At 69.2% G+C, this 20830-nt stretch carries 15 protein-coding genes and 1 pseudogene; 10 read left to right on the forward strand and 6 right to left on the reverse strand.

Annotation, left to right across the window (positions count from 1 at the left end; genetic code table 11):
* From QF046_RS01885 to QF046_RS01895, 3 genes are all read left to right on the forward strand, one after another.
* A complete protein-coding gene (locus QF046_RS01885; protein ID WP_307365632.1) occupies positions 1 to 2979 on the forward strand; it encodes a bifunctional [glutamine synthetase] adenylyltransferase/[glutamine synthetase]-adenylyl-L-tyrosine phosphorylase in 2979 nt (992 codons plus the stop codon).
* 14 nt (positions 2980 to 2993) lie between these two features.
* Positions 2994 to 3926: a diacylglycerol kinase family protein gene (locus QF046_RS01890; RefSeq protein WP_307365634.1), complete on the forward strand. Its 933-nt coding sequence runs from the start codon at positions 2994 to 2996 to the stop codon at positions 3924 to 3926.
* Positions 3927 to 3992: 66 nt separating this feature from the next.
* Positions 3993 to 5474: a SulP family inorganic anion transporter gene (locus tag QF046_RS01895; RefSeq protein ID WP_307365636.1), complete on the forward strand. Its 1482-nt coding sequence runs from the start codon at positions 3993 to 3995 to the stop codon at positions 5472 to 5474.
* A 125-nt stretch (positions 5475 to 5599) separates the two neighbouring features.
* Here the strand turns inward: QF046_RS01895 and glnA are convergent, their stop codons facing one another.
* Entirely contained in the window at positions 5600 to 7024 is a 1425-nt protein-coding gene (gene glnA / locus QF046_RS01900; protein ID WP_307365638.1) for a type I glutamate--ammonia ligase, read from the reverse strand.
* Between the two features lie 117 nt (positions 7025 to 7141).
* On the opposite strand from glnA, the gene QF046_RS01905 reads away from it, so the two are divergent.
* Positions 7142 to 7558 (forward strand): RDD family protein, encoded by a 417-nt coding sequence (locus tag QF046_RS01905; protein WP_307365640.1) that lies wholly within the window; start codon positions 7142 to 7144, stop codon positions 7556 to 7558.
* Positions 7559 to 7593: 35 nt separating this feature from the next.
* Here the strand turns inward: QF046_RS01905 and QF046_RS01910 are convergent, their stop codons facing one another.
* A complete protein-coding gene (locus QF046_RS01910; protein ID WP_307365642.1) occupies positions 7594 to 8073 on the reverse strand; it encodes an ATP-dependent zinc protease in 480 nt (159 codons plus the stop codon).
* A 25-nt stretch (positions 8074 to 8098) separates the two neighbouring features.
* Between QF046_RS01910 and QF046_RS01915 the strand changes: the two genes are divergently transcribed.
* Positions 8099 to 9286 (forward strand): RimK family alpha-L-glutamate ligase, encoded by a 1188-nt coding sequence (locus QF046_RS01915; RefSeq protein ID WP_307365644.1) that lies wholly within the window; start codon positions 8099 to 8101, stop codon positions 9284 to 9286.
* Between the two features lie 75 nt (positions 9287 to 9361).
* On the opposite strand, the gene QF046_RS01920 is transcribed toward QF046_RS01915, so the two are convergent.
* Positions 9362 to 10072, reverse strand: a complete 711-nt coding sequence (locus tag QF046_RS01920) for a DUF4191 family protein (protein WP_307365646.1) — start codon at positions 10070 to 10072, stop codon at positions 9362 to 9364.
* Between the two features lie 124 nt (positions 10073 to 10196).
* On the opposite strand from QF046_RS01920, the gene QF046_RS01925 reads away from it, so the two are divergent.
* Complete coding sequence (locus tag QF046_RS01925) at positions 10197 to 11576, forward strand: hypothetical protein (RefSeq protein ID WP_307365648.1); 1380 nt, start codon at positions 10197 to 10199, stop codon at positions 11574 to 11576.
* A gap of 6 nt (positions 11577 to 11582) precedes the next feature.
* On the opposite strand, the gene sucB is transcribed toward QF046_RS01925, so the two are convergent.
* The 3 genes and pseudogenes from sucB to QF046_RS01940 form a co-directional block, all read right to left on the reverse strand.
* Positions 11583 to 13349: a 2-oxoglutarate dehydrogenase, E2 component, dihydrolipoamide succinyltransferase gene (gene sucB, locus QF046_RS01930; RefSeq protein WP_307365651.1), complete on the reverse strand. Its 1767-nt coding sequence runs from the start codon at positions 13347 to 13349 to the stop codon at positions 11583 to 11585.
* Between the two features lie 67 nt (positions 13350 to 13416).
* Positions 13417 to 14790 (reverse strand): dihydrolipoyl dehydrogenase, encoded by a 1374-nt coding sequence (gene lpdA, locus QF046_RS01935; protein WP_307365653.1) that lies wholly within the window; start codon positions 14788 to 14790, stop codon positions 13417 to 13419.
* Positions 14790 to 16266, reverse strand: a pseudogene (locus QF046_RS01940) (leucyl aminopeptidase). Before QF046_RS01940 ends, lpdA begins: the two are co-directional and overlap by 1 nt.
* A 131-nt stretch (positions 16267 to 16397) precedes the next feature.
* Here QF046_RS01940 and QF046_RS01945 point away from each other — a divergent pair.
* From QF046_RS01945 to QF046_RS01960, 4 genes are all read left to right on the forward strand, one after another.
* The gene (locus QF046_RS01945) at positions 16398 to 17327 is read left to right on the forward strand and encodes a proteasome assembly chaperone family protein (RefSeq protein WP_307365655.1); all 930 of its coding nucleotides are present in this window, start codon (positions 16398 to 16400) and stop codon (positions 17325 to 17327) included.
* 165 nt (positions 17328 to 17492) lie between these two features.
* Entirely contained in the window at positions 17493 to 18740 is a 1248-nt protein-coding gene (locus tag QF046_RS01950) for an RNA polymerase sigma factor (protein WP_307365657.1), read from the forward strand.
* Positions 18737 to 20056, forward strand: coding sequence for a MurT ligase domain-containing protein (locus tag QF046_RS01955; protein WP_307365660.1), 1320 nt, complete (start codon positions 18737 to 18739; stop codon positions 20054 to 20056). Before QF046_RS01950 ends, QF046_RS01955 begins: the two co-directional genes overlap by 4 nt.
* Positions 20053 to 20823, forward strand: a complete 771-nt coding sequence (locus tag QF046_RS01960; protein WP_307365663.1) for a type 1 glutamine amidotransferase — start codon at positions 20053 to 20055, stop codon at positions 20821 to 20823. Before QF046_RS01955 ends, QF046_RS01960 begins: the two co-directional genes overlap by 4 nt.
* Positions 20824 to 20830: the final 7 nt, after the last annotated feature.

Here is a 20830-nt window from a genome sequence, read left to right on the forward strand (position 1 = left end):
ATGGCACGACCTGATGCGTCCGTCTCGCTGTCGGCGCTGGCCCGGCTCGGCTTCGTCGAGCTGACGGCGGCGTCGGCAGACCTGACCGAGCTGTCGGAGCTGACAGGGATCGAGCGCGCCGAGCTCGCCGACGGGATGACCGCGGCCGACCCGGATGCGGCTGTCGCAGGGATGCTGCGCATCGCGCGCCGGGATCCGCAGAACGCAACCGCGGTGCTCGGCGAAGCACGGGCGCGGGCCGCGGCTTGGCGGGTGTTCGGCGTGTCGACCGGCATCGCCGATTTCTTCGCGCGGCGCCCCGATCAGCTCGAGCCGGCGGCGCTGCTGCGCGCCGAGCTTCCCGGCGCCGCGGAACTGACGGAGCGGATGCTGCGCGCCGTCGGCGCGGAGGACGGGTTCGCGACGGTGGAACGTCCCGAAGAGGCCCTTCGCATCACCTACCGGCGGTGCCTGGCGGAGATCATCGCCGCAGACCTCGCATCCGCGCGCCCCGCCGAGGCGGTCTCCGATGTCTCCGAGGCGCTGGCGGATGCCGCGGCCGCCGCGCTGGAGGCCGCTCTGGCGGTCGCACGGACGGCGGTGGCGGATGCCGGTGGCACCGCTGCGCGCGCCGAGGTCGCTGCGACCCGGCTCGCGATCATCGGCATGGGCAAGGCCGGCGCGCACGAGCTGAACTACATCAGCGACGTGGACGTGATCTTCGTGGGCGGTACCGCCGACGAGGAGACCGTGGACGAACCGCGGGCGATCGACATCGCCACTCGGCTGGCCCGCGAGACCGTGCGGGTGCTGTCCGGGATCGACACCGAGCCACCGCTGTGGGAGGTCGACACCGCCCTGCGTCCCGAGGGCAAGCAGGGAGCGCTGGTGCGCTCACTGGCCTCCCACATCGCCTATTACGATCGCTGGGCGAAGAGCTGGGAGTTCCAGGCCCTGCTGAAGGCGCATCCGCTCGCGGGGGATCGTGCGCTGGGCGACGACTACATCGAGGCCGTGCAGCCGAAGGTGTGGTCCAGCGCCGAACGGGCCGACTTCGTCGAGAGCGTGCAGGGCATGCGGGAGCGCGTGACCGACAACATCCCCCCGGACGACGTTCCGTACCAGCTCAAGCTCGGTCCCGGTGGCCTGCGCGATATCGAGTTCACCGTGCAGCTGCTGCAGCTCGTGCACGGGGTGAGCGATGCGACGCTGCGCACCCGAGGCACGCTGGAGTCGCTGGAAGCCCTCGCCGAAGGCGGGTACATCGGACGTGTCGAGGCCGCCGCGTTCGCCGAGCAGTACCGCACCCTGCGTCTGCTCGAGCACCGCCTGCAGCTGCACGAACTCACCCGCACGCACCTCATGCCCCGGGACGACGGCGGCATGCGTCGCCTGGCACGCGCGACCGGCCTCGCCGATTCGGCGACCGGTCTGCAGGCGGTGTGGGACGGGGTGCGCCGCGAGGTGCGCGAGCAGCACGTGCGGCTCTTCTACCGCCCCCTGCTGGCCGCCGTCGCGTCGCTCCCTGCCGAGGAGCGTGCTCTGACCACAGGGCAGGCCGCCGACCGACTCGCCGCGATCGGCTTCCGCGACCCGGCCGGCGCGCTGCGGCACATCGCCGCGCTCACCTCGGGGCTCAGCCGCAAATCCAGCATCCAGCGGCATCTGATGCCCGTGATGCTGCGCTGGTTCGCGGAAGGCAGCGACCCCGATTACGGCCTGATCGCGTTCCGGCGCATCAGCGAGCGACTCGGTGACACGCACTGGTTCCTGCGGATGCTGCGCGACTCGTCCGGCGCGGCGGAGCGGCTCACGCGAGTGCTGTCCAGTTCGCGCTACGTCGGTGAGCTGATGGAGTGGATCCCGGAGTCCGTGGCCTGGCTGGACAGCCCGGTCTCGCTGCGGCCGCGCGGGGCCGCAGCGCTCGACGAGGAGGCGCGCGCCATCCAGACGCGCCATGCGACCACGGCATCCGCCCTTCGAGCCGTGCGGGCACTGCGACGTCGTGAGCTGCTGCGCACCGCGATCGGCGCGGTGCTCGATCACATCGGCGTCGACGAGATGGCGCGCGCCATCACCGAGATCACCGAGGCGACCATCCAGGCGGCGCTGCGCGCCGTGCGCCGTGAGGTCGTGCCGCCCGAGGACGACGCGATGGACTTCTCCATCATCGCGATGGGGCGCTTCGGCGGGGCGGAGCTCGGGTTCGGATCGGATGCCGATGTGCTGTTCGTGTACGACGCGAACGGCGTCGAGCCGCAGCGCGCGCAGCGCCATGCGGCGGCGATCGTCGCCGGACTGCGCGAGCACCTGACCGACCACCGCCTGCCCCTCGACCTCGATGCGGGCCTGCGACCCGAGGGCCGCAACGGGCCCATGGTGCGCACGATCGAGGCGTACACCCAGTACTACCGGCGCTGGTCGCTGTCCTGGGAGGCCCAGGCGCTGCTGCGCGCCCGAGGCATCGCCGGCAGCGCCAAGCTCATCGCGACCTTCACCGAACTCGCCGACGGCATCCGGTTCCCGGAGCAGATCTCCGAGCAGGACGTGCGGGAGATCAAGCGGATCAAGGCGCGCGTCGAGGGGGAGCGGCTGTCGCAGGGCGCCGATCCGCGCCGGCATCTCAAGCTCGGTCCCGGCACGCTCAGCGACGTCGAGTGGATGGTGCAGGTGCTGCAGCTGCAGCACGGGCACCGGGTGCCCGACCTGCGCACCACTTCGACCCTGCAGGCGCTGGACGCCGCGGTCCTCGCGGAGCTGTTCCCCGCGGTCGGTGCTGAGCAGCTGCGCGAGGCATGGGTGCTGGCCAGCCGACTGCGATCGGCGATGACGCTGCTCACCGGTCAGACGCGCGATGTGCTGCCGACCGAGCACCGCGAGCTCGACGCGCTCGGACGCCTACTCGGCTATCCCGATCGCGGAGCCGTCATGCTCGAGGAGGAGTATCTGCGGGTGACACGTCGAGCCAGGCGGGTGTTCGAGAAACAGTTCTACGGATGAATGGGGAAGCAGCCATGAGCAAGCGCATCGGGATCGTGTGGAATCCGACCAAGATCGATGAGGATCAGCTGAAGGATGCCGTCGGCAGCGCGCTCGGAGACGACGTAGAGGTGCTCTGGTGGGAGACCGCCGAGGACGATCCGGGGCGCGCCATGGCGCAGGATGCTGTGGATGCGGCCTGCGATGTCGTCATCGCGGTCGGCGGGGACGGGACGGTCCGATCCGTCGCCGAGGTGCTCGCCGGGGCGGAGCGGGCGCCGCAGCTCGGCATCGTGCCGCAGGGGACGGGCAACCTGCTCGCGCGCAACCTCGGCGTCCCGCTCGGCAGCATCCCGAAGGCCCTCGCGACGATCGCCGCGGGCCGGCATCGCGAGATCGACATGGGCTGGGTCCGCGTCGGCGATGACGATGCTGAGACCGGCTTCCTCGTGATGATCGGCTTCGGGCTCGACGCGCACATGCTCGCCGAGACCGATGACGGGCTGAAGAACAAGGCCGGCTGGCTGGCCTACGTCGAGGCGATGGGCCGTGCTTTCACGGCCGCGGAGAATGTGGAGTTCACCCTGTCGCTGGACGAGGGCGAGGAGCAGCGGATGAGCGGTCACACGCTGCTCGTGGGCAATTGCGGCACGATCCAGGGCGGTGTCACGCTTCTGCCGGACGCGGTGCCGGACGACGGGCAGCTCGACCTGCTGCTTGTGAGCGCCGAGAACGCCGTCCAGTGGGCGCAGACGCTGCGCACGATCGTCTGGGACAACGGCATCCGACGCCTGATCGGCGGCTCGGAGGAGACCGTGAGCACCGAGTCCGCGCAGCACCTGACGGGCACGGCGGGGCGGGTGCGACTGGACAAGCCGGTCGCCTTCGAGATCGACGGCGAGGAGTCCGGCGAGGTCGACGCGTTCGACGTGCGCGTGCAGCCGGCGGCACTGCGCATCCTGTGCTGACCCGCTGCGGCGGACCGGTGGCGCCGCGCCGATAGAATCGGGCAGTCCCCTCAGTCAGGAGCTTCCGTGCCCTCTTCGCATCCGACGTTCGGCGTGCTCGCCGCGCTGCGCAGTCCGCGGCAGCTCTCGCGGGAGTTCTTCGCGGGAGCCGTGACCACGCTCGCGCTGGTACCGGAGGTGATCTCGTTTTCGGTGGTGGCCGGCGTCGACCCGATGACGAGCCTGGTCGCATCGATCGTGCTGTGCCTGACCATGACCTTCCTCGGCGGTCGCCCCGGAGTCGTCACGGCGGCGGCCGGCTCGGTCGCGCTTGTGGTCGCGCCGCTCGTGCACGAGCACGGCGTGGAGTACCTGCTGCCGACGATCGTGCTGGCCGGCGTGGTGCAGATCGTGTTCGGTCTGCTGGGGCTGTCGCGGCTGATGCGGTATGTGCCGCGCTCGGTGATGCTCGGCTTCGTGAACGCCCTCGGCATCCTCATCTTCGTCACGCAGGTGCCGCACGTCCTGGGCGGGACGCTGCCCGTGTGGGGCCTGTTCGCGCTGACGATCGCGATCGTGCTGATCCTGCCGCGATTCACGAAGGCGGTGCCCTCGCCCCTGGTTGCGATCGTCGTCGTGACCGCCGTGGTGATCGTCGCGCAGCTCCAGGTTCCGGATGTCGCAGGGGAGGGGCCCATCGACGGCGGGCTGCCCGGGTTCACCCCGCTGACCGTGCCCCTCGACCTGACGACTCTGCAGCTGATCTGGCCGACCGCCCTCAGCGTCGCCCTGGTCGGGCTGATGGAATCGCTGCTCACCGCGAAGCTGGTCGACGAGATCACTGAGACCCCCTCGCACAAGGGCCGGGAGTCCTGGGCGCTCGGCGTCGCGAACATCTTCTCGGGCTTCTACGGCGGCGTCGGAGGCTGCGCGATGATCGGGCAGACCGTGCTGAACGTGAAGACCAGCGGCGCCAGGACCCGCATCTCCACCTTCGTGGCCGGCGTCTTCATGCTCGCGCTCGTGACCGGTCTGAGCTCTCCGATGGGGCAGATCCCGATGGTGGCGCTGGCCGCCGTGATGATGGTCGTCGCGGTCACCACCGTCGACTGGCACAGCGTGCGGCCGTCGACGCTGAAGCGGATGCCGATTCCCGAGACGATCGTCATGGCCGTGACCATCGGCACCGTGGTGCTCACGAACAACCTCGCCTACGGCGTGATCGCCGGCGTCGTGCTGGCGATGATCCTGTTCGCCCGCCGCGTCGCCCACGTCATCTCCGTCGACCGGGTGCTCGCCGACGACGGCGAGAGCGTGCGCTACGTCGTGCACGGGCCGCTGTTCTTCGGCTCCAGCAACGACCTCGTCGAATGGTTCTCGTACGCCGACGATCCGGCATCCGTCATCGTCGATCTGCGGGACGCGCAGATCTGGGATGCGTCGACGGTCGCCGCCCTCGACTCGATCGCGGCGCGCTACGAGCGCCGTGGAGCGACGCTGACCATCGAGGGACTCGACAGTCGCAGCGAGCGCTTCCACGGCCGCCTGAGCGGGTACCTGGGCGCCTGAGCGGCGTTGCCGCTGGCATCCGTTTCCGGCATCCGCCCCGAAAACGCGAGAAACCACTTCCCGCGTGAGACGCACGCACAGGCGTGGTGTCTCGTGCGAGAAGTGGTTTCTCGTCGTGAGTGGGCTCAGACCCCGTAGTAGAGCTCGAACTCGTACGGGTGCGGGCGCTGCGCCATCGGCAGGATCTCGTTGTTGTACTTGTAGTCGATCCAGGTGTCGATGAGCTCCTGCGTGAACACGCCGCCCTCGAGAAGGAAGTCGTGGTCCTGGCGGAGAGCCTCGAGCGAGTCCAGCAGCGAGTTCGGCACCTGCGGGATGTTCTTCGCCTCCTCGGGGGGAAGCTCGTACAGGTCCTTGTCGATCGGCTCCATCGGCTCGATGCGGTTCTTGATGCCGTCCAGGCCGGCCATCAGCTGCGCGGCGAAGGCCAGATACGGGTTGCCCGAAGCATCCGGAACGCGGAACTCGATGCGCTTGGCCTTCGGGTTCGAGCCCGTCAGCGGGATGCGGATCGCGGCCGAGCGGTTGCCCGCGGAGTAGGCCAGGTTGACCGGCGCCTCGAAGTGCTTCACCAGGCGGTGGTAGCTGTTCAGGGTCGGGTTGGTGAAGGCCAGCACGGCGTGGGCGTGCTTGAGCAGGCCGCCGATGTACCAGCGTGCGACGTCGCTGAGCTGGCCGTAGCCCGCCTCGTCGAAGAACAGCGGCGTGCCGTCGAGCCACAGCGACTGGTGCGTGTGCATGCCCGAGCCGTTGTCGCCATAAAGCGGCTTCGGCATGAACGTGACCGTCTTGCCCCAGGCCTCGGCCGTGTTCTTGATGATGTACTTGAACTTCAGGATGTCGTCGGCCGCGCTCACCATGGTGTCGAAGCGGTAGTTGATCTCCTGCTGACCGGCCGTGCCGACCTCGTGGTGCGAGCGCTCCAGGTGGAAGCCCGAGTCGATCAGGCGCAACGTCATGTCGTCGCGCAGGTCAGCGGTCTTGTCGACCGGTGCGACCGGGAAGTAGCCGCCCTTGAACGGCGTCTTGTTCCCGAGGTTTCCGCCTTCCTCCTCGCGGCCCGAGTTCCAGGCGGCCTCTTCGGAGTCGACCTTGTAGAAGCTCTCGCCCGAGGTGACCGAGTAGCGCACGTCGTCGAAGATGTAGAACTCCGCCTCGGGGGCGAAGTACGCGGTGTCGGCGATGCCGGTGGAGGCGAGGTACTTCTCGGCCTTCTTGGCGACCTGACGCGGGTCCTTGCTGTAGATCTCGCCGGTGCGCGGGTTGTAGATGTCGAAGATCATGACGAGCGTCTTCGCCTCGCGGAACGGGTCGAGGTAGGCGGTCGTGACGTCGGGGATCAGCTGCATGTCGGATTCGTGGATGCTGGCGAACCCGCGGATCGAGGATCCGTCGAACAGCTGCCCGTCACGGAAGAAGTCGTCATCGACCGTCGATGCCGGAATGTTGAAGTGCTGCTGCACTCCCGGGAGGTCGGTGAAACGGATGTCGAGGAACTTGACGTCGTTCTCCTCGATATAGCGGATGACCTCTGCGGACTCTGTGAACATTTACGACTCCTGATCGGGTATCGGTTGCGTCAACCTTACGCAGGTTATGCATGGCGAGTTTCTCAGCCATGTCCGTCGTGTTTCGGGCATGTTACGCGCGATCGGTAGGCTTGACAGGTGAACGAGTACCCCGGCGAACGTCTTGGCCTGCCCGCGACGGGCCCCCGCAGCATCGCCCGGGTGGGCCGCCGGATCGGCGCTCTCGCGATCGACTACCTGGCAGCCACCATCATCGCCTCCGGGTTCTTCGGCTTCGATCAGTTCGCCCTCCCGGGCGAGGCGGGACTGAGTCAGTTCGCGCCGATGATGGTCTTCGCGGTCCTGCAGATCGTCTTCATCCCGTTCGCGGGCGGGAGCCCCGGGCACCGCATCCTCGGCATGCGCGTGGTCCGCTACGGCGGCGGCTGGGTGGGCCTGTGGCGTCCGATCGTGCGCACGCTGCTGCTGGTCGTCGTCATCCCCGCGGTGATCTGGGACGCCGATCAGCGCGGCCTGCACGACAAGGCGGCGGGCACGGTCCTGATCCGCGCCTGACCCTTCGACGGGCGCAGCGACCCAGAGCCCGGTACTCAGATGCGGCCGCGGTTGCGGCGGCGCGCCTCGCGCGGCGCCCGGCCGCCGAGGAAGGACTTCGCAGGGTCGATCGCGAAGCCCTGACGCAGCACCTCACGGCCGATCAGCATCCGGAATCCCATCTCATCGCGATTGGTCAGCGTGACCTCTCCCGTGACGTCCTCGCCGGCCAGTCGGAGCCGCAGACGCACGACGATGCGGTCCTCCGCATGCCCGGATGAGCTGCGCACCGCGCGGCGATCGTGCACGCGGCACTCGTGCACCACGGCATCCTCCTGGCTCTCCTGCCAGGGATGCACGGCGAAGCGCACCCAGTCCTCGCCGTCACGGCTGAACTCGCTCACGTCGAACGCATGCAGTGACGAGGTGCGCGCGCCGGTGTCGATCTTCGCCTTGATCCAGTCCACGCCCAGTTCGGGTAGCGCCACCCATTCGCGCCAGCCCGTGAACGTGTTTGAATGAGAAGACCGATTCACCCCTACATCCTGGCAGGAAACCTCTGTGAAGATCGCCGTTCTCTCGCGGGCACCGCAGTCCTACTCCACGCAGCGCCTCCGTGCGGCGGCGCAGCAGCGCGGCCACACCGTGAAGGTGCTGAACACACTGAGATTCGCAATCGATCTCACCGCCGATGCGCCCGACCTGTTCTTCCGAGGCAAGCAGCTCAGCGACTACGACGCGATCCTGCCGCGCATCGGCAATTCGATCACGTACTTCGGCACGGCGGTGGTGCGTCAGTTCGAGCAGATGGACGTCTACACGCCCAACACCGCGAACGGCATCTCCAGCGCCCGCGACAAGCTGCGCGCGAACCAGATCCTCTCCCGCCACAACATCGCGATGCCCGCCACCGCATTCGTGCGCAACCGTGCAGACGTGCGCCCGGCCATCGAGCGGGTCGGCGGTGCGCCGGTGGTCATCAAGCTGCTCGAGGGGACACAGGGCATCGGGGTGATCCTCGCCCCGCAGGTCAAGGTCGCCGAGGCGATCATCGAGACGCTGCACTCGACCAAGCAGAACGTGCTGATCCAGAAGTTCATCGCCGAGAGCCGGGGCCGCGACATCCGCGCCCTCGTCGTCGGGGACCGGGTGGTCGCCGCGATGCGCCGGGTCGCCGACGGCGACGAGTTCCGCTCCAACGTGCACCGCGGCGGTCGGGTGGAGCCGGTGACCCTCGACCCGGTGTACGAGCAGACCGCGGTGCGCTCGGCGCAGATCATGGGTCTGCGCGTCGCCGGTGTCGACATGCTGGAGGGCGATGACGGCCCCCTGGTCATGGAGGTCAACTCCTCACCGGGGCTGCAGGGCATCGAGGCGGCGACGAATCTCGACGTCGCCGGTGCGATCATCGACTACATCGCGGGACAGGTCGCCTTCCCCGACATCGACGTCCGTCAGCGTCTGAGCGTGTCCACGGGCTACGGGGTGGCGGAACTGCAGATCCATTCCGGCGCGGAGCAGGTCGGCAAGCAGCTGGGGGACCTGGGCCTGTGGGATCGTGACATCACGGTGCTCACGCTGCATCGCGGAGTGAGCGTCATCCCGAACCCGCGCAAGCACGTGGTGCTGCAGGACGATGACCGCCTGCTGTGCTTCGGCAAGCTCGAGGAGATGCGCACCATGCTCCCGGAGAAGCGTCGCAGGCGCCCGCGTGTGCGGCGCCTGCCCAAGGAGCCGCTGGGCGACTGATCGGCCGGTGAACAGGGAAGCGGCCCCTCTCCGATGCGGAGAGGGGCCGCTTTCCGGTTCGCGGTGGCGTCGGGGTCAGCGCGGGCGCTGAGCGCGCACCTTCGCCGGGTCGATGCCCTTCGGGATCGGCAGCGAGGACAGCGACTGCGACACCGAATCGATCCGGCGGATGACGGCGGCCATGGTGGCCTTGTCGATCGCCTTGGGGATCTTCTTGATGGTCTTGGACAGGTCGGAGATCGTGACCTCGTCCTCGCCGTGGCCGACGTACAGCACGGTCACGGGCACGCCGTGCGCGACGCGCTGAGCCTTCTGGCGCTCTTCGTTGACGAGACGGGTCAGACGGCCACGGGTGCCCTCGCCGACGACGACGATGCCGCCGCGACCGACGGCGCGGTAGACCGCCTCCTGGGTCTTCGGGTTGATTCCGACCGGGGTGTCCGACGACTGCCAGTTGCGGCCGAGGCTCGTGCTCAGCACGTGGCCGCTGGCGCCCGGCATCCCGTCGATCTTGGCGTACATCGCATTTGTCGACAGGCGCGTCATCAGGAACATCGCACCCAGGATTCCGAACATCAGGCCGGTGACCGCCCAGAGGACGAGAGACAGCACCGCACCGCCGCCGATGAGGAAGCCGAGGATCAGACCGATCAGCACACCGGCGATGAGAATCGCCACCTGCGCCCAGGGAAGCCAGCCGTAGACCTCCCGGGTGAACCGGAAGAGGGAACGGATCTGGGAGAAGAAGCCTGGTCGCTTCTCAGCTTCGGGAGCACGCTTTGCCATGGGCACCAGCTTACCGAGGGTTGGGGGTGCCGGTGTCCCTGCACATCTGCGTGATGCGGCCGGTTCTCCACAGGCGCCGGGAATCGGCGCCCTCGAGGTCGGCTTCGCGCGATGTGATGGGGGCATGGACGAAGTGGACGAGCTCACCGCGCTGGTTCCCGGTGCGCAGAGGGTGATCCGGCGGCTGGAGGACTCGGCGGCACTTCCGGGCGATCTCGTGTGCGACGGCGATCGGCAGAGGGTGAGTGCGGACGCCGGAGGACTCGACGAGGCGCTGTGGCGATTCGCCGCCGCGGAGCATGTCGCCGGCGTACGCGACGTGGTGCGCACGCGCGACGGACAGGCGGCGCTCCTGCCGTGGTGCGCGGACTCGCTCGACATGATCCTCGCGCGACGTGCGGCGGCGGAGCGGCCTCTGGGCACCGGTGAGATCGTGACGCTCGTCGGCAGTCTTCTGCGGGGCGTCATCGAGGTGGCCGGGTACGACGTGCGGGGCAGATGGTGGCTGGACGACGAGGCCAGGCCCCTCTTCGTGCCGGGCGAGGGGATGAGCTGCGCCGGCGCGTCGGTCGAGATCATCGAGCGCCTTCGGGACGACTGCGGGGACCGGGCGCTGGAGCGGCAGCTGCGTCGGGTCGCGGATGCCGCCGCAGATCACCGCGTCGTGCTGCGCTCGCTCGACGACTGGGAGCGCGAGCTCACCGAACTGGCTGCGCCGAAGCCGATCGAGGTGTCCGTGTACGCACCCGAGCCGGTCCGGGACCTGCCGGTGCACCGGGCGCACCTGCCACTCGATGCGGAGCGGATCCACGGCGGGCCCACGCTGCGCGAGCGTCTCAGCGCTGCGCGGGGACAGCTCTCGGAACGCCTCGGTGCCGTACGGATGCGGGTGACGCCTGCGGAGACAAGGAAGGACCGTGCGGGGGATCGGTCTCAGGGCGCCGTGCGGACGCCGCGAAGACGGATGCTGCTGGTCGGCGCCGCCGTCGCCGGGGTGGTGCTCGCGGGAGGGCTGCTGTGGCCGACCGGAGGAGAGGACTCCTCGGCAATGGACCAGGTCGTCGTACCGACGGACGCGGCGGCGCCTCCTGCCGCGACGCCTGCGACATCCGTCCCTCCGGCGAAGGACGAGACGACCCCCACTGCGGCCGAGACCGCGCCTCCGACCGACGAGGGCACGCCGGAGTCGCCGGCCGTTGACGGATCGGTCGAGGCCGCTGTCGCGGGCCTTCTCGAGACGATCGACGCCTGTCGCGCGGATGAGAACGCCGAGTGCGCGGATGCCGTGGTCAGCGGCGCGGGCGATGACATCATCGAGCGGCTCGGACCCGACAGTGCGACGCGGACCCGGTCGCTCATCGAGGACTACGGAGACATCGCGGTCGTACGGCTGGGGCCGACGCGGGAGCGCGGCGAGCAGATGATCGTGGTGGTCAGGCAGAACGACGAATGGCTGGCCCGCGACGTGTACGACGTCGCCGACCAGCCATCCGAGAAGGGCTGAGCGGACTCAGATCCCGAGGTTCGCGTCGAACTCCGCGGCCTCCAGGCGGTTCTTCATCGCACCCAGGAAGCGGGCGGCATCCGCGCCGTCGACGATCCGGTGATCGTAGGAGATCGCCAGGTAGACGTACGAGCGGATCGCGATCGCGTCCGCACCGTCGACCGTGATCACGCCGGGGCGCTTGAACACGATGCCGGTGCCGAGGATCGCCGACTGCGGCAGGAACACCAGCGGGGTGTCGAACAGCGCGCCGCGCGATCCCGTGTTGGTGACGGTGAAGGTGCCGCCGGCCAGCTCGTCGGGCTTCAGCTTGTTGTCGCGGGTGCGTGCAGCGAGATCGGCGATCTCGTGCGCGATCTGCGCCAGGTTCTTCGTCGCCGCGTCACGCAGGACCGGGGTGAGCAGTCCGCGCTCGGTGTCGACCGCGATCGAGATGTTCTCGGTGGCCGGGTAGACGATCTTGTCGCCGTCGACGGTCGAGTTGATGATCGGGAACGCCTGCAGCGCCTCCGCGGCCACCAGCGTGAAGAACGGCAGGAAGGACAGCTTGTCGCCGGTCTTCTGCTGGAACTCGTTCTTCTTCGCGTTGCGGTATGCGGCGAGCTTGGTGACGTCCACCTCGACGAAGGTGGTCAGCTGAGCCGTCTGCTGCATCGAGGCCACAGCGCGCTCGGCGACGACCTTGCGCAGACGCGACATCGGCTGGGTCGTGCCGCGCAGCGGCGAGACCTCGAGCGGTGCGGCGACCGGTGCGGCCGGAGCCGCCGCCGCCGGAGCCTGTGCCTTGGCCTCGGCGGCCTTCAGCACGTCCTCCTTGCGGATGCGACCGCCGACACCGGTGCCGGTGACGGTCGCCAGATCGATGCCCTGCTGGCTCGCCAGACGACGCACGAGCGGCGTCACGTACAGCGAGTCGGAGGCGTCGGCCGGGGCAGCGGGTGCGGCGGGCTGCGCAACGGCGGGTGCGGCAGGAGCGGCGGGCGCTGCAGCCGGTGCGGGTGCGGGTGCTGCGGCCGGAGCCGGAGCCGGGGCTGCAGCCGGTGCGGGTGCAGGTGCAGCGGCGGGTGCCGGAGCAGCGGCCGGAGCCGCAGCGGGGGCGGAAGCCGCTGGCGCGGCAGCGCCGGAGCCGATGCGGGCGAGCACGGCGCCGACGGCGACGGTCTCGTCCTCGGCGGCGAGGATCTCCTGCAGTGTGCCTGCGACGGGGGAGGGGATCTCGGTGTCGACCTTGTCGGTCGAGATCTCCAGCAGAGCCTCGTCCACCTCGACCTCGTCGCCGATGGCCTTCAGCCAGCGGGTGACGGTGCCCTCGGTGACGCTCTCGCCGAGCTCTGGGAGCACCACGTCGGTGGCGTCGCCGGACGCCGCGGGGGCCTCGGCGGCGGGTGCCGGCTCGGCTGCGGGTGCTGCAGCCGCCTCGGGTGCTGCAGTCGCCTCGGGGGCGGGGGCTGCTGCGGGGGCTGCCTGCTCAGCGGGCGCGGCCTCGGCGGCGGGAGCTGCGGCGGCAGGCGCGTCGCCTGCGGAGCCGGCACCGCTGCCATCGCCGATGCGCGCGAGGAGCGCGCCGACCTCGACGGTCTCGTCCTCGGCGACGAGGATCTCCTCGATGACGCCGCTGATCGGTGAGGGGATCTCGGTGTCGACCTTGTCGGTCGAGATCTCGAGCAGGCCCTCATCCGCCTGCACCGTGTCGCCGACCTGCTTCAGCCAGCGAGTGACAGTACCCTCGGTGACGCTCTCCCCAAGTGCGGGGAGGACCACGGGTGTGCTCATGACGGAGTCTCCTTCAGAAATCTGTGACGCCCCAAGCTTAGTGACCTGGACGCCGGGTTGGTGCGGTTCAGAGTGCGTGGAGCGGTTTTCCGGCGAGAGCGAGGAAAGCCTCGCCGAGCGCCTCGCTCTGAGTGGGGTGTGCGTGGATGAGGGGTGCGAGGTCCTCGGGGTGCGCTTCCCACGCGACGGCCAGCTGGCCCTCGGTGATCAGCTCGCCGACCCGGTCGCCGAGCAGGTGCACGCCGAGGATGGGGCCGTCCTTCTGACGGACGACCTTCACGGTGCCCGCCGTGCCGATGATCTCGCTCTTGCCGTTGCCGGCCAGGTTGTACTCGTAGGCGACGACGGCATCCGCTCCGTGCGCCGCGATCGCGGCCTCCTCGGTGATGCCGACGGATGCCACCTCCGGGCTGCAGTAGGTGACGCGGGGGATCTGCGTCTCGGGCACGGCGGGGACCTGCATCCCGGCGATGCGCTCGGCGACCGCGACGCCCTGCAGGAATCCGCGGTGCGCGAGCTGCAGGCCGGGGACGATGTCGCCGACGGCCCAGAGCCCGGGTACCCCGGTGCGCAGCTGCTCGTCGACGATCACGAAGCCGCGCTCGACGGTGACACCTGCCTCTTCGAAGCCGAGGCCGGCTGTCGCGGGCCCGCGGCCGACGGCCACCAGCAGGTAGTCGGCGGTGAAGGTCTTGCCGTCCTCGAGCGTGACGGTCACCTGGTTCTCGTCCTGCTCGGCCTTCTGGAAGCGGGTGCCGAGGTTGTACGCGATGCCCTTGCGCCGGAACGCCCGCTCGAGTCCCTTGCTCAGGGTGATGTCCTCGTTGGGGACGAGGTGCGGCAGCGCCTCGACGATGGTGACCTCGGCACCGAAGGAGTGCCAGACGCTGGCGAACTCGACGCCGATCACGCCGCCGCCGAGCACGATGACCTTCGACGGCACTTCGTGCAGTGCGAGTGCCTGCTCGCTGGTGAGGATGCGGCCGCCGATCTCCAGACCGGGCAGTGTGCGACTGTACGAGCCGGTGGCCAGCACGACATCCGCGCCGACGTAGCGGTCGTCGCCGACGCTCACCGAGCGGTCGCTCTCCAGCCGGCCCTCACCTGCGACGACGGTGATGCCGCGCGCCTTGATGAGGCCTTCCAGGCCCTTGAACTTCTTGGCGACGATGCCCTCGCGATACGCGGTGACACCGGCGACGTCGATGGCCTCCAGGCTCGCGGTGACGCCGACGGATGCCGCGGTGCGCACGTGATCGGCGACTTCGGCCGCGTGCAGCAGCGCCTTCGTGGGGATGCAGCCGCGGTGCAGGCAGGTGCCGCCGACCTTGTCCTTCTCGATCAGGGCGACCCTCTTGCCGAGTTCACTGGCGCGCAGGGCCGCCGCGTAGCCGCCGCTGCCTCCACCGAGGATGACGAGGTCGAACTCGTGAACAGCCATCAGGACTCCTTGACCGATGCGCGGGCGAACGCGACGAGCGAGCGGACCGCGACGCCGGTCGGGCCCTTCTCCGTGAAGCCGTACGGCGAGCCCTTGTGCTCCCCGGAGCCAGCGATGTCGAGGTGCACCCAGGGGATGCGGGGCGCGTCGTCGGCATCCGATGTGCGTCCGACGAAGCGCTGCAGGAAGAGACCGGCGAACATCGACCCGCCCGAGCGGTCCGACATGTTCGAGTTGATCATGTCGGCGATCTGCGAGTCGAGCAGATCCTCCATGTACTCCGGCAACGGCAGCGACCAGGCCTGCTCGCCGACCTGGTCGGCGGCGGTGAGATACTCCGCGACCGCGGCGTCCTCGCCCATCACACCGGTGTGACGCATTCCGAGAGCGACGATGATCGCGCCCGTCAGGGTCGCCACGTCGAAGATGACGTCCGGGTTCTCGCGGCTGGCGGCGACGAGACCGTCGGCCATGACCAGGCGACCCTCGGCGTCGGTGTTGAGCACTTCGACGGTCTGGCCGTCCAGCATCCGCAGCACGTCGCCCGGGCGCGTGGCACGACCCGAGGGCATGTTGTCGGCGATGCACATCCAGGCCGTCACGCGCACCGGAAGCCCCAGCGCGGCGATCGCGCGGATGGCGGCGAGGACGGTCGCGGCGCCCGCCATGTCGAACTTCATCCCCACCATGCCGGCCGCAGGCTTGAGCGACAGACCACCGGTGTCGAAGGTGATGCCCTTGCCGACGAGTGCGATGTGACGGGTGGCGTCGGCGGGGGAGTAGCTGAGGCGCACCAGGCGCGGCGGGCGGGTCCGAGCCGCGTCCGACGCCGATGATGCCGCCGAAGCCCTGCTCTTCCAGCTCGGTCTCGTCGAGGACCTCGACGTCGATCGGCAGGGCGTCGACGGCGTCGACGGCGGACTGCGCGAGCTGCGCGGGACTCTGCCACTCCGCGGGGACGGACACGAGATCCTTCACCAGCGCGACGGCCTCGGCGATGATGCGGGCCTCGTCCAGTGCGCCGTCGCCGACCTGCGCGGCGTGCAGGATCAGCGTCTCGGCCTTCGCGGGCTTCTTCTCGGAGCGGTAGTCATCGAAGCGGTAACCGCCCAGCAGGGCGCCCTCTGCGGCGGCATCGGCGAACTCGCCGAGCCCCGCGGCGAAGCCGATCGCGACGGTGTCGAAGCCCGTCAGGGTGCGGACCGCCGTCGCGACGGCATCCCGCACGGTCTGCGCCGTGGGCGCGGCGCCGGCGCTCACCACGGCCAGCGGCAGCGCGGTGAAGGACGGCAGGTGCACCCGGGAGAAGGCCGATGCGGAGCCCTTGTAGCCGATCGTGGCGAGGGTCTCGACAAGTCCTTCGTAGTCGGACAGTGCGTCTGCTGCGCCGTCGGGATCAGGGATGACGAGCACGGCGGCGGCGGCAGAACTTCCAGGGAACGGATCGGTCGTGTGAGTGATCACGGGAAGCGTCATGCCTCCATCCTAGGGATCCGACATGGCATCCTGCCGCCAGTGCCCGGCCGCGTCCGCGACCTGTCGCTCGTGTTCGCCCTGAGCGTGAGAGGTGTCGACCCGGCGCGCGCGTCGACTCGTAGCATTGAGTCATGCCCCATTCCGCGGACCTGTACGAGTCGATCGCCGGCGCACCTGACGTGCCGACGGGCCTGCCCCTGGTCGTTCTGCTCACGGGCTTCACCGATGCGGGCAGCGCCGTGTCGGGTCTGATCGATCATCTGGAGGCCACGGCGTCGCCTCAGACCCTGATGGCCTTCGACAACGATGTGCTTCTGGACTACCGGGCCCGCCGGCCCGTGATCGTCTTCGACCAGGACCACCTCACCGAGTTCCGGCCGGCCCGACTGCAGCTCGCGCTCGCGCACGACGCGCTGGGCCAGCCTTTTCTGCTGCTCTCCGGCTACGAGCCGGACTTCGCGTGGAACGCCTTCACGGATGCCGTGCTGAGCTTCGTCGACGCGTTCCAGGTCTCCACCGTGAGCTGGATCCATTCGATCGCCATGCCCGTGCCGCACACCCGGCCGCTCGGCACGACGATCAGCGGCAATCGACGCGACCTCGCCGCCGCGCACTCCGTGTGGCGTCCGCGCACCCAGGTTCCCGCGACGGTCGGTCATCTTCTGGAGTACCGCCTCGTCGAGCACGACACCCGCGTGGCAGGAATCGTGCTGCTCGTGCCGCACTATCTCGCCGACACCGAGAACCCGGACACGGTGCTGGCGGCGGCCGACAAGCTGATGATCGCGACCGGACTCGTGCTGCGGATGGACGAGGTGCATGCGCGCTCCGAGGAGTACCTGAACCGCGTGCAGGAGCAGGTGACGGGCAGCGAGGAGCTGACCCAGATGGTGCACACCCTCGAGCGCCGCTACGACGCCTACATGGCGGGTCGTGAAGAGGACGGCGAAGCCGACGTGGCATTCGACGAGCGCGATCTGCCGAGCGCGGACGAGCTGGCGGCCGAGCTGGAACGCTACCTGGCCAACCGTCGTCCCGGTGACGAGGACAGGCGCGCCTGACGCGACGCGCGGTGCACCGTTCGAGGATGCCGGATGCTCTCGGGTGTGTGATAATGGAGGTCTGACCCGTTGTCAAGCATCGATTTTCGTGATTGCGCTTGACAAGGGTCTTACTAGTGTCCGAAATGGCCCGGAGCGTGTGCACCGCTCCGTGAAAGGCGAAACGTGACTCCTGCCACGACCAAGAAGACCCGGACGACCACCAAGAAGACTGCAGCTGCAGAGGTCGAGACTCCCGAGGTCGCAGACACCGCTGCGACGGCGCCGGCCGAGAAGGCCCCCGCCAAGAAGGCACCGGCCAAGAAGGCGCCCGCCAAGCGTGCGTCCAAGAAGAAGGACGAGACCCCCGAGGTCGACGACGAAGCCGTCGAGGCGGCTGAGGCGGAGGACGAGGAGGACAAGAAGCCCACGTTCTCGGAGCCGCTGCCCACCGGCGCGATCGTGATCTCCTCCACCGACGACGATGACGCCCCGGTCTACTCGACGCAGATCACCGGTGCGACCGCCGACCCGGTCAAGGACTACCTCAAGCAGATCGGAAAGGTCGCGCTGCTGAACGCGGCCGAAGAGGTCGAGCTTGCGATGCGGATCGAAGCCGGTCTGTTCGCCGAGGAGAAGCTGTCGGCGATGACCGCGGCGGAGAAGACCAGCCAGCTCGGGCTCGACCTGCAGTGGGTCGCCCGTGACGGCCACCGCGCCAAGAGCCACCTGCTCGGCGCCAACCTGCGTCTGGTGGTCTCGCTGGCCAAGCGCTACACCGGCCGCGGCATGCAGTTCCTGGATCTGATCCAGGAGGGCAACCTCGGTCTGATCCGCGCGGTCGAGAAGTTCGACTACACCAAGGGCTTCAAGTTCTCGACGTACGCCACCTGGTGGATCCGTCAGGCGATCACCCGTGCGATGGCCGATCAGGCCCGCACGATCCGCATCCCGGTGCACATGGTCGAGGTCATCAACAAGCTCGCCCGCGTGCAGCGTCAGATGCTGCAGGACCTGGGTCGCGAACCCACCCCCGAGGAGCTGTCCCGCGAGCTCGACATGACGCCCGAGAAGGTCGTCGAGGTGCAGAAGTACGGCCGCGAGCCGATCTCCCTGCACACCCCGCTCGGCGAGGACGGCGACAGCGAGTTCGGTGACCTGATCGAGGACACCGAGGCCGTCGTGCCCGCGGACGCGGTCGGCTTCACGATGCTGCAGCGTCAGCTCGAGCAGCTGCTCGACTCGCTGTCCGAGCGCGAGGCAGGTGTGATCCGGATGCGCTTCGGACTCGGTGACGGCCAGCCCAAGACCCTCGACCAGATCGGTGACACTTTCGGTGTGACGCGCGAGCGCATCCGCCAGATCGAGTCGAAGACGATGGCCAAGCTGCGACACCCGAGCCGGTCGCAGTCGCTGCGGGACTACCTCGAATGATGTCGAAGGCGCCGCAGGCCCGCTCAGCCGGCCTGCGGTACGTCTTCCCCGTGCTGGCGGGAAAGATCGCGCGTTTCGCGACCCGTCTGCGCGGGGGAGGCTCGGCGTTCCCCGGATACCTCACCAACCGGCTGTCCCCGACGCTTCTGCCGACGCTGGCCGATCAGTTCCCGTACGGCGTGGTGTTCGTGCTCGGCTCGAACGGCAAGACGACCACGACGCACATGATCAGTGAGGTGCTCCGCGCCCACGGTCTGACCGTGTTCACGAACCCGACGGGCGCGAACCTGCCGCAGGGCGTGACCAGTGCGCTGCTCGCGGATGCGACGCTCACGGGACGCATCCGTGCGGACGTGGCGGTGCTCGAGGTCGACGAGGGATATGCGGCGGATCTCGCCGACAAGCTCTCCCCGGCCGTGATCCTGTCGCTGAACGTCCAGGTGGACCAGCTGTACCGGTTCTATGAGACCGAGCGGGTGGCCGACATGATGCTCGAGGCGTCGAAGCGCGCTCAGGCGCACGTCGTCGTGAACCGCGACGACCCGTATCTCAGCAAGATCGACGTCGACGCCATGCGTGCGCCGGTGTCCTTCTTCGGTGTGGCGTCGGAGATCGTCGCCGCCTCCGCGCACGGGCTGGCCAACGCCACTGACACGCGCAGCGGCAACGCCGGCATCCAGGACCGCGACGCGTATTCCGAGGTGCGCAGCGTCGCCGGGCGCGACATCACCGTGCAGGTCGGCGATGCGGAGGTCGCCGTGCGGCTGCCCGCCCGCGGCCTGCACTACGCGGCGGACGCCGCGGCCGCGCTGGCCGTCGCATCCCGTACGCTCGGCGATCGCTTCTCTTCGGATGCCGCATCCCGTGGCTTCGACCGCATGGCCCCGGCCTACGGACGCGGCGAGGTCATCCCGCTGCGGCGGGATCCGGACGGCGAACAGGTCGAGTTCGTGATGTTCAAGAACGCGCCCAGCCTGCAGATGAATCTGGACGCACTGGAGGGCGCCCCGGAGCGGTCGCTGATCGCGATCGACGAGGGCACCCCTGACGTGTCGTGGCTGTACGACGTGGACTTCGACGCGCTGACCTCCGTTGACGTCGTCACCGGCGAGAAGGCGTACCAGCTGGCGCTGGCGCTGGAGCACGCCGGCGTGCGCATCGGCGCGGTCGAGCCCGACATGGAGAAGGCTGTCGCGATGATGCGGGCGTTCGAGCCCACTGCGACAGGTCGGCAGACCTGGTTCGTGAACTACGAGCTCATGATGATCGGCCGCAGGATCCTCGGCCATGGTGACCAGGAGGTGGCTCGCCGATGACGCAGATCGCGATCGCGCAGCTGTACCCGGCGGAGCTCGGCGTGACCGGCGACCGCGGCAACGTGCGCGCCATCGAGGCGCGCCTGGCTGCGGCGGGCATCGACAGCACCACGACCAGGGTCGGCGTCGGCGAGGCTCTCCCCGAGAACCTCGACATCCTCGTCATCGGCAACGGGCCGCTCTCCGCCATGCGCGGGGTGCACGCCGATCTGACCGCGCGCGGAGAGCTCATCCGGTCGTTCGCGGCCGACGGTGGAGTGCTGCTCTCGGTCGGCGGCAGCGCCGAGCTGCTCAGCCGCGGCGTCACCACGCTGGACGACGAGACGATCGACGGTCTGGGCGTGTTCGACGCGACGGTCGCCCGCACGCGGCAGCGCAAGGTCGGCTACATCACGATCGAGACCCCGATCGGCCGTGTGATCGGCTTCGAGGACCACGCCAGCGAGTGGACGCTCGACGACAGCTCGCACGGCTACGGCAGGGTGACGTTCGGGCAGGGCAGCTTCGGGCTTCCCGGCGGTGGAGAGCAGCCCGCGCGCGGCGAACTCGTGCGCGTCGGCAATGCCATCGCCTCCAATGCGCAGGGGCCCCTGTTGCCGTTGAACCCGGACCTGGTCCGCGTGATGATCGCCCGCGCCGCCGAGCGCCGGGGCATCGACGCCGACCTGACCACCGGCGTGGACGCACTCGACGGCTACGCGGCCGGCGCTCGTTCCGCGATCGAGGATCTCGTGCACGGCAAGGGCTTCAACACCATCCAGCTCTGAGCCGGAG

It is taken from the genome of Microbacterium sp. W4I4 (assembly GCF_030816235.1).
In the GTDB taxonomy this organism is placed as follows: Bacteria; Actinomycetota; Actinomycetes; order Actinomycetales; family Microbacteriaceae; genus Microbacterium.

Bases quoted from the DNA above. Each gene is read 5' to 3' on its own strand.
- QF046_RS01955 (WP_307365660.1), top strand. From the start codon at position 18,737: ATGATGTCGAAGGCGCCGCAGGCCCGCTCAGCCGGCCTGCGGTACGTC.
- lpdA (WP_307365653.1), bottom strand. From the start codon at position 14,790: ATGGCTGTTCACGAGTTCGACCTCGTCATCCTCGGTGGAGGCAGCGGC.
- sucB (WP_307365651.1), bottom strand. From the start codon at position 13,349: ATGAGCACACCCGTGGTCCTCCCCGCACTTGGGGAGAGCGTCACCGAG.
- QF046_RS01890 (WP_307365634.1), top strand. From the start codon at position 2,994: ATGAGCAAGCGCATCGGGATCGTGTGGAATCCGACCAAGATCGATGAG.
- glnA (WP_307365638.1), bottom strand. From the start codon at position 7,024: ATGTTCACAGAGTCCGCAGAGGTCATCCGCTATATCGAGGAGAACGAC.
- QF046_RS01920 (WP_307365646.1), bottom strand. From the start codon at position 10,072: ATGGCAAAGCGTGCTCCCGAAGCTGAGAAGCGACCAGGCTTCTTCTCC.
- QF046_RS01925 (WP_307365648.1), top strand. From the start codon at position 10,197: ATGGACGAAGTGGACGAGCTCACCGCGCTGGTTCCCGGTGCGCAGAGG.
- QF046_RS01885 (WP_307365632.1), top strand. From the start codon at position 1: ATGGCACGACCTGATGCGTCCGTCTCGCTGTCGGCGCTGGCCCGGCTC.
- QF046_RS01960 (WP_307365663.1), top strand. From the start codon at position 20,053: ATGACGCAGATCGCGATCGCGCAGCTGTACCCGGCGGAGCTCGGCGTG.
- QF046_RS01945 (WP_307365655.1), top strand. From the start codon at position 16,398: ATGCCCCATTCCGCGGACCTGTACGAGTCGATCGCCGGCGCACCTGAC.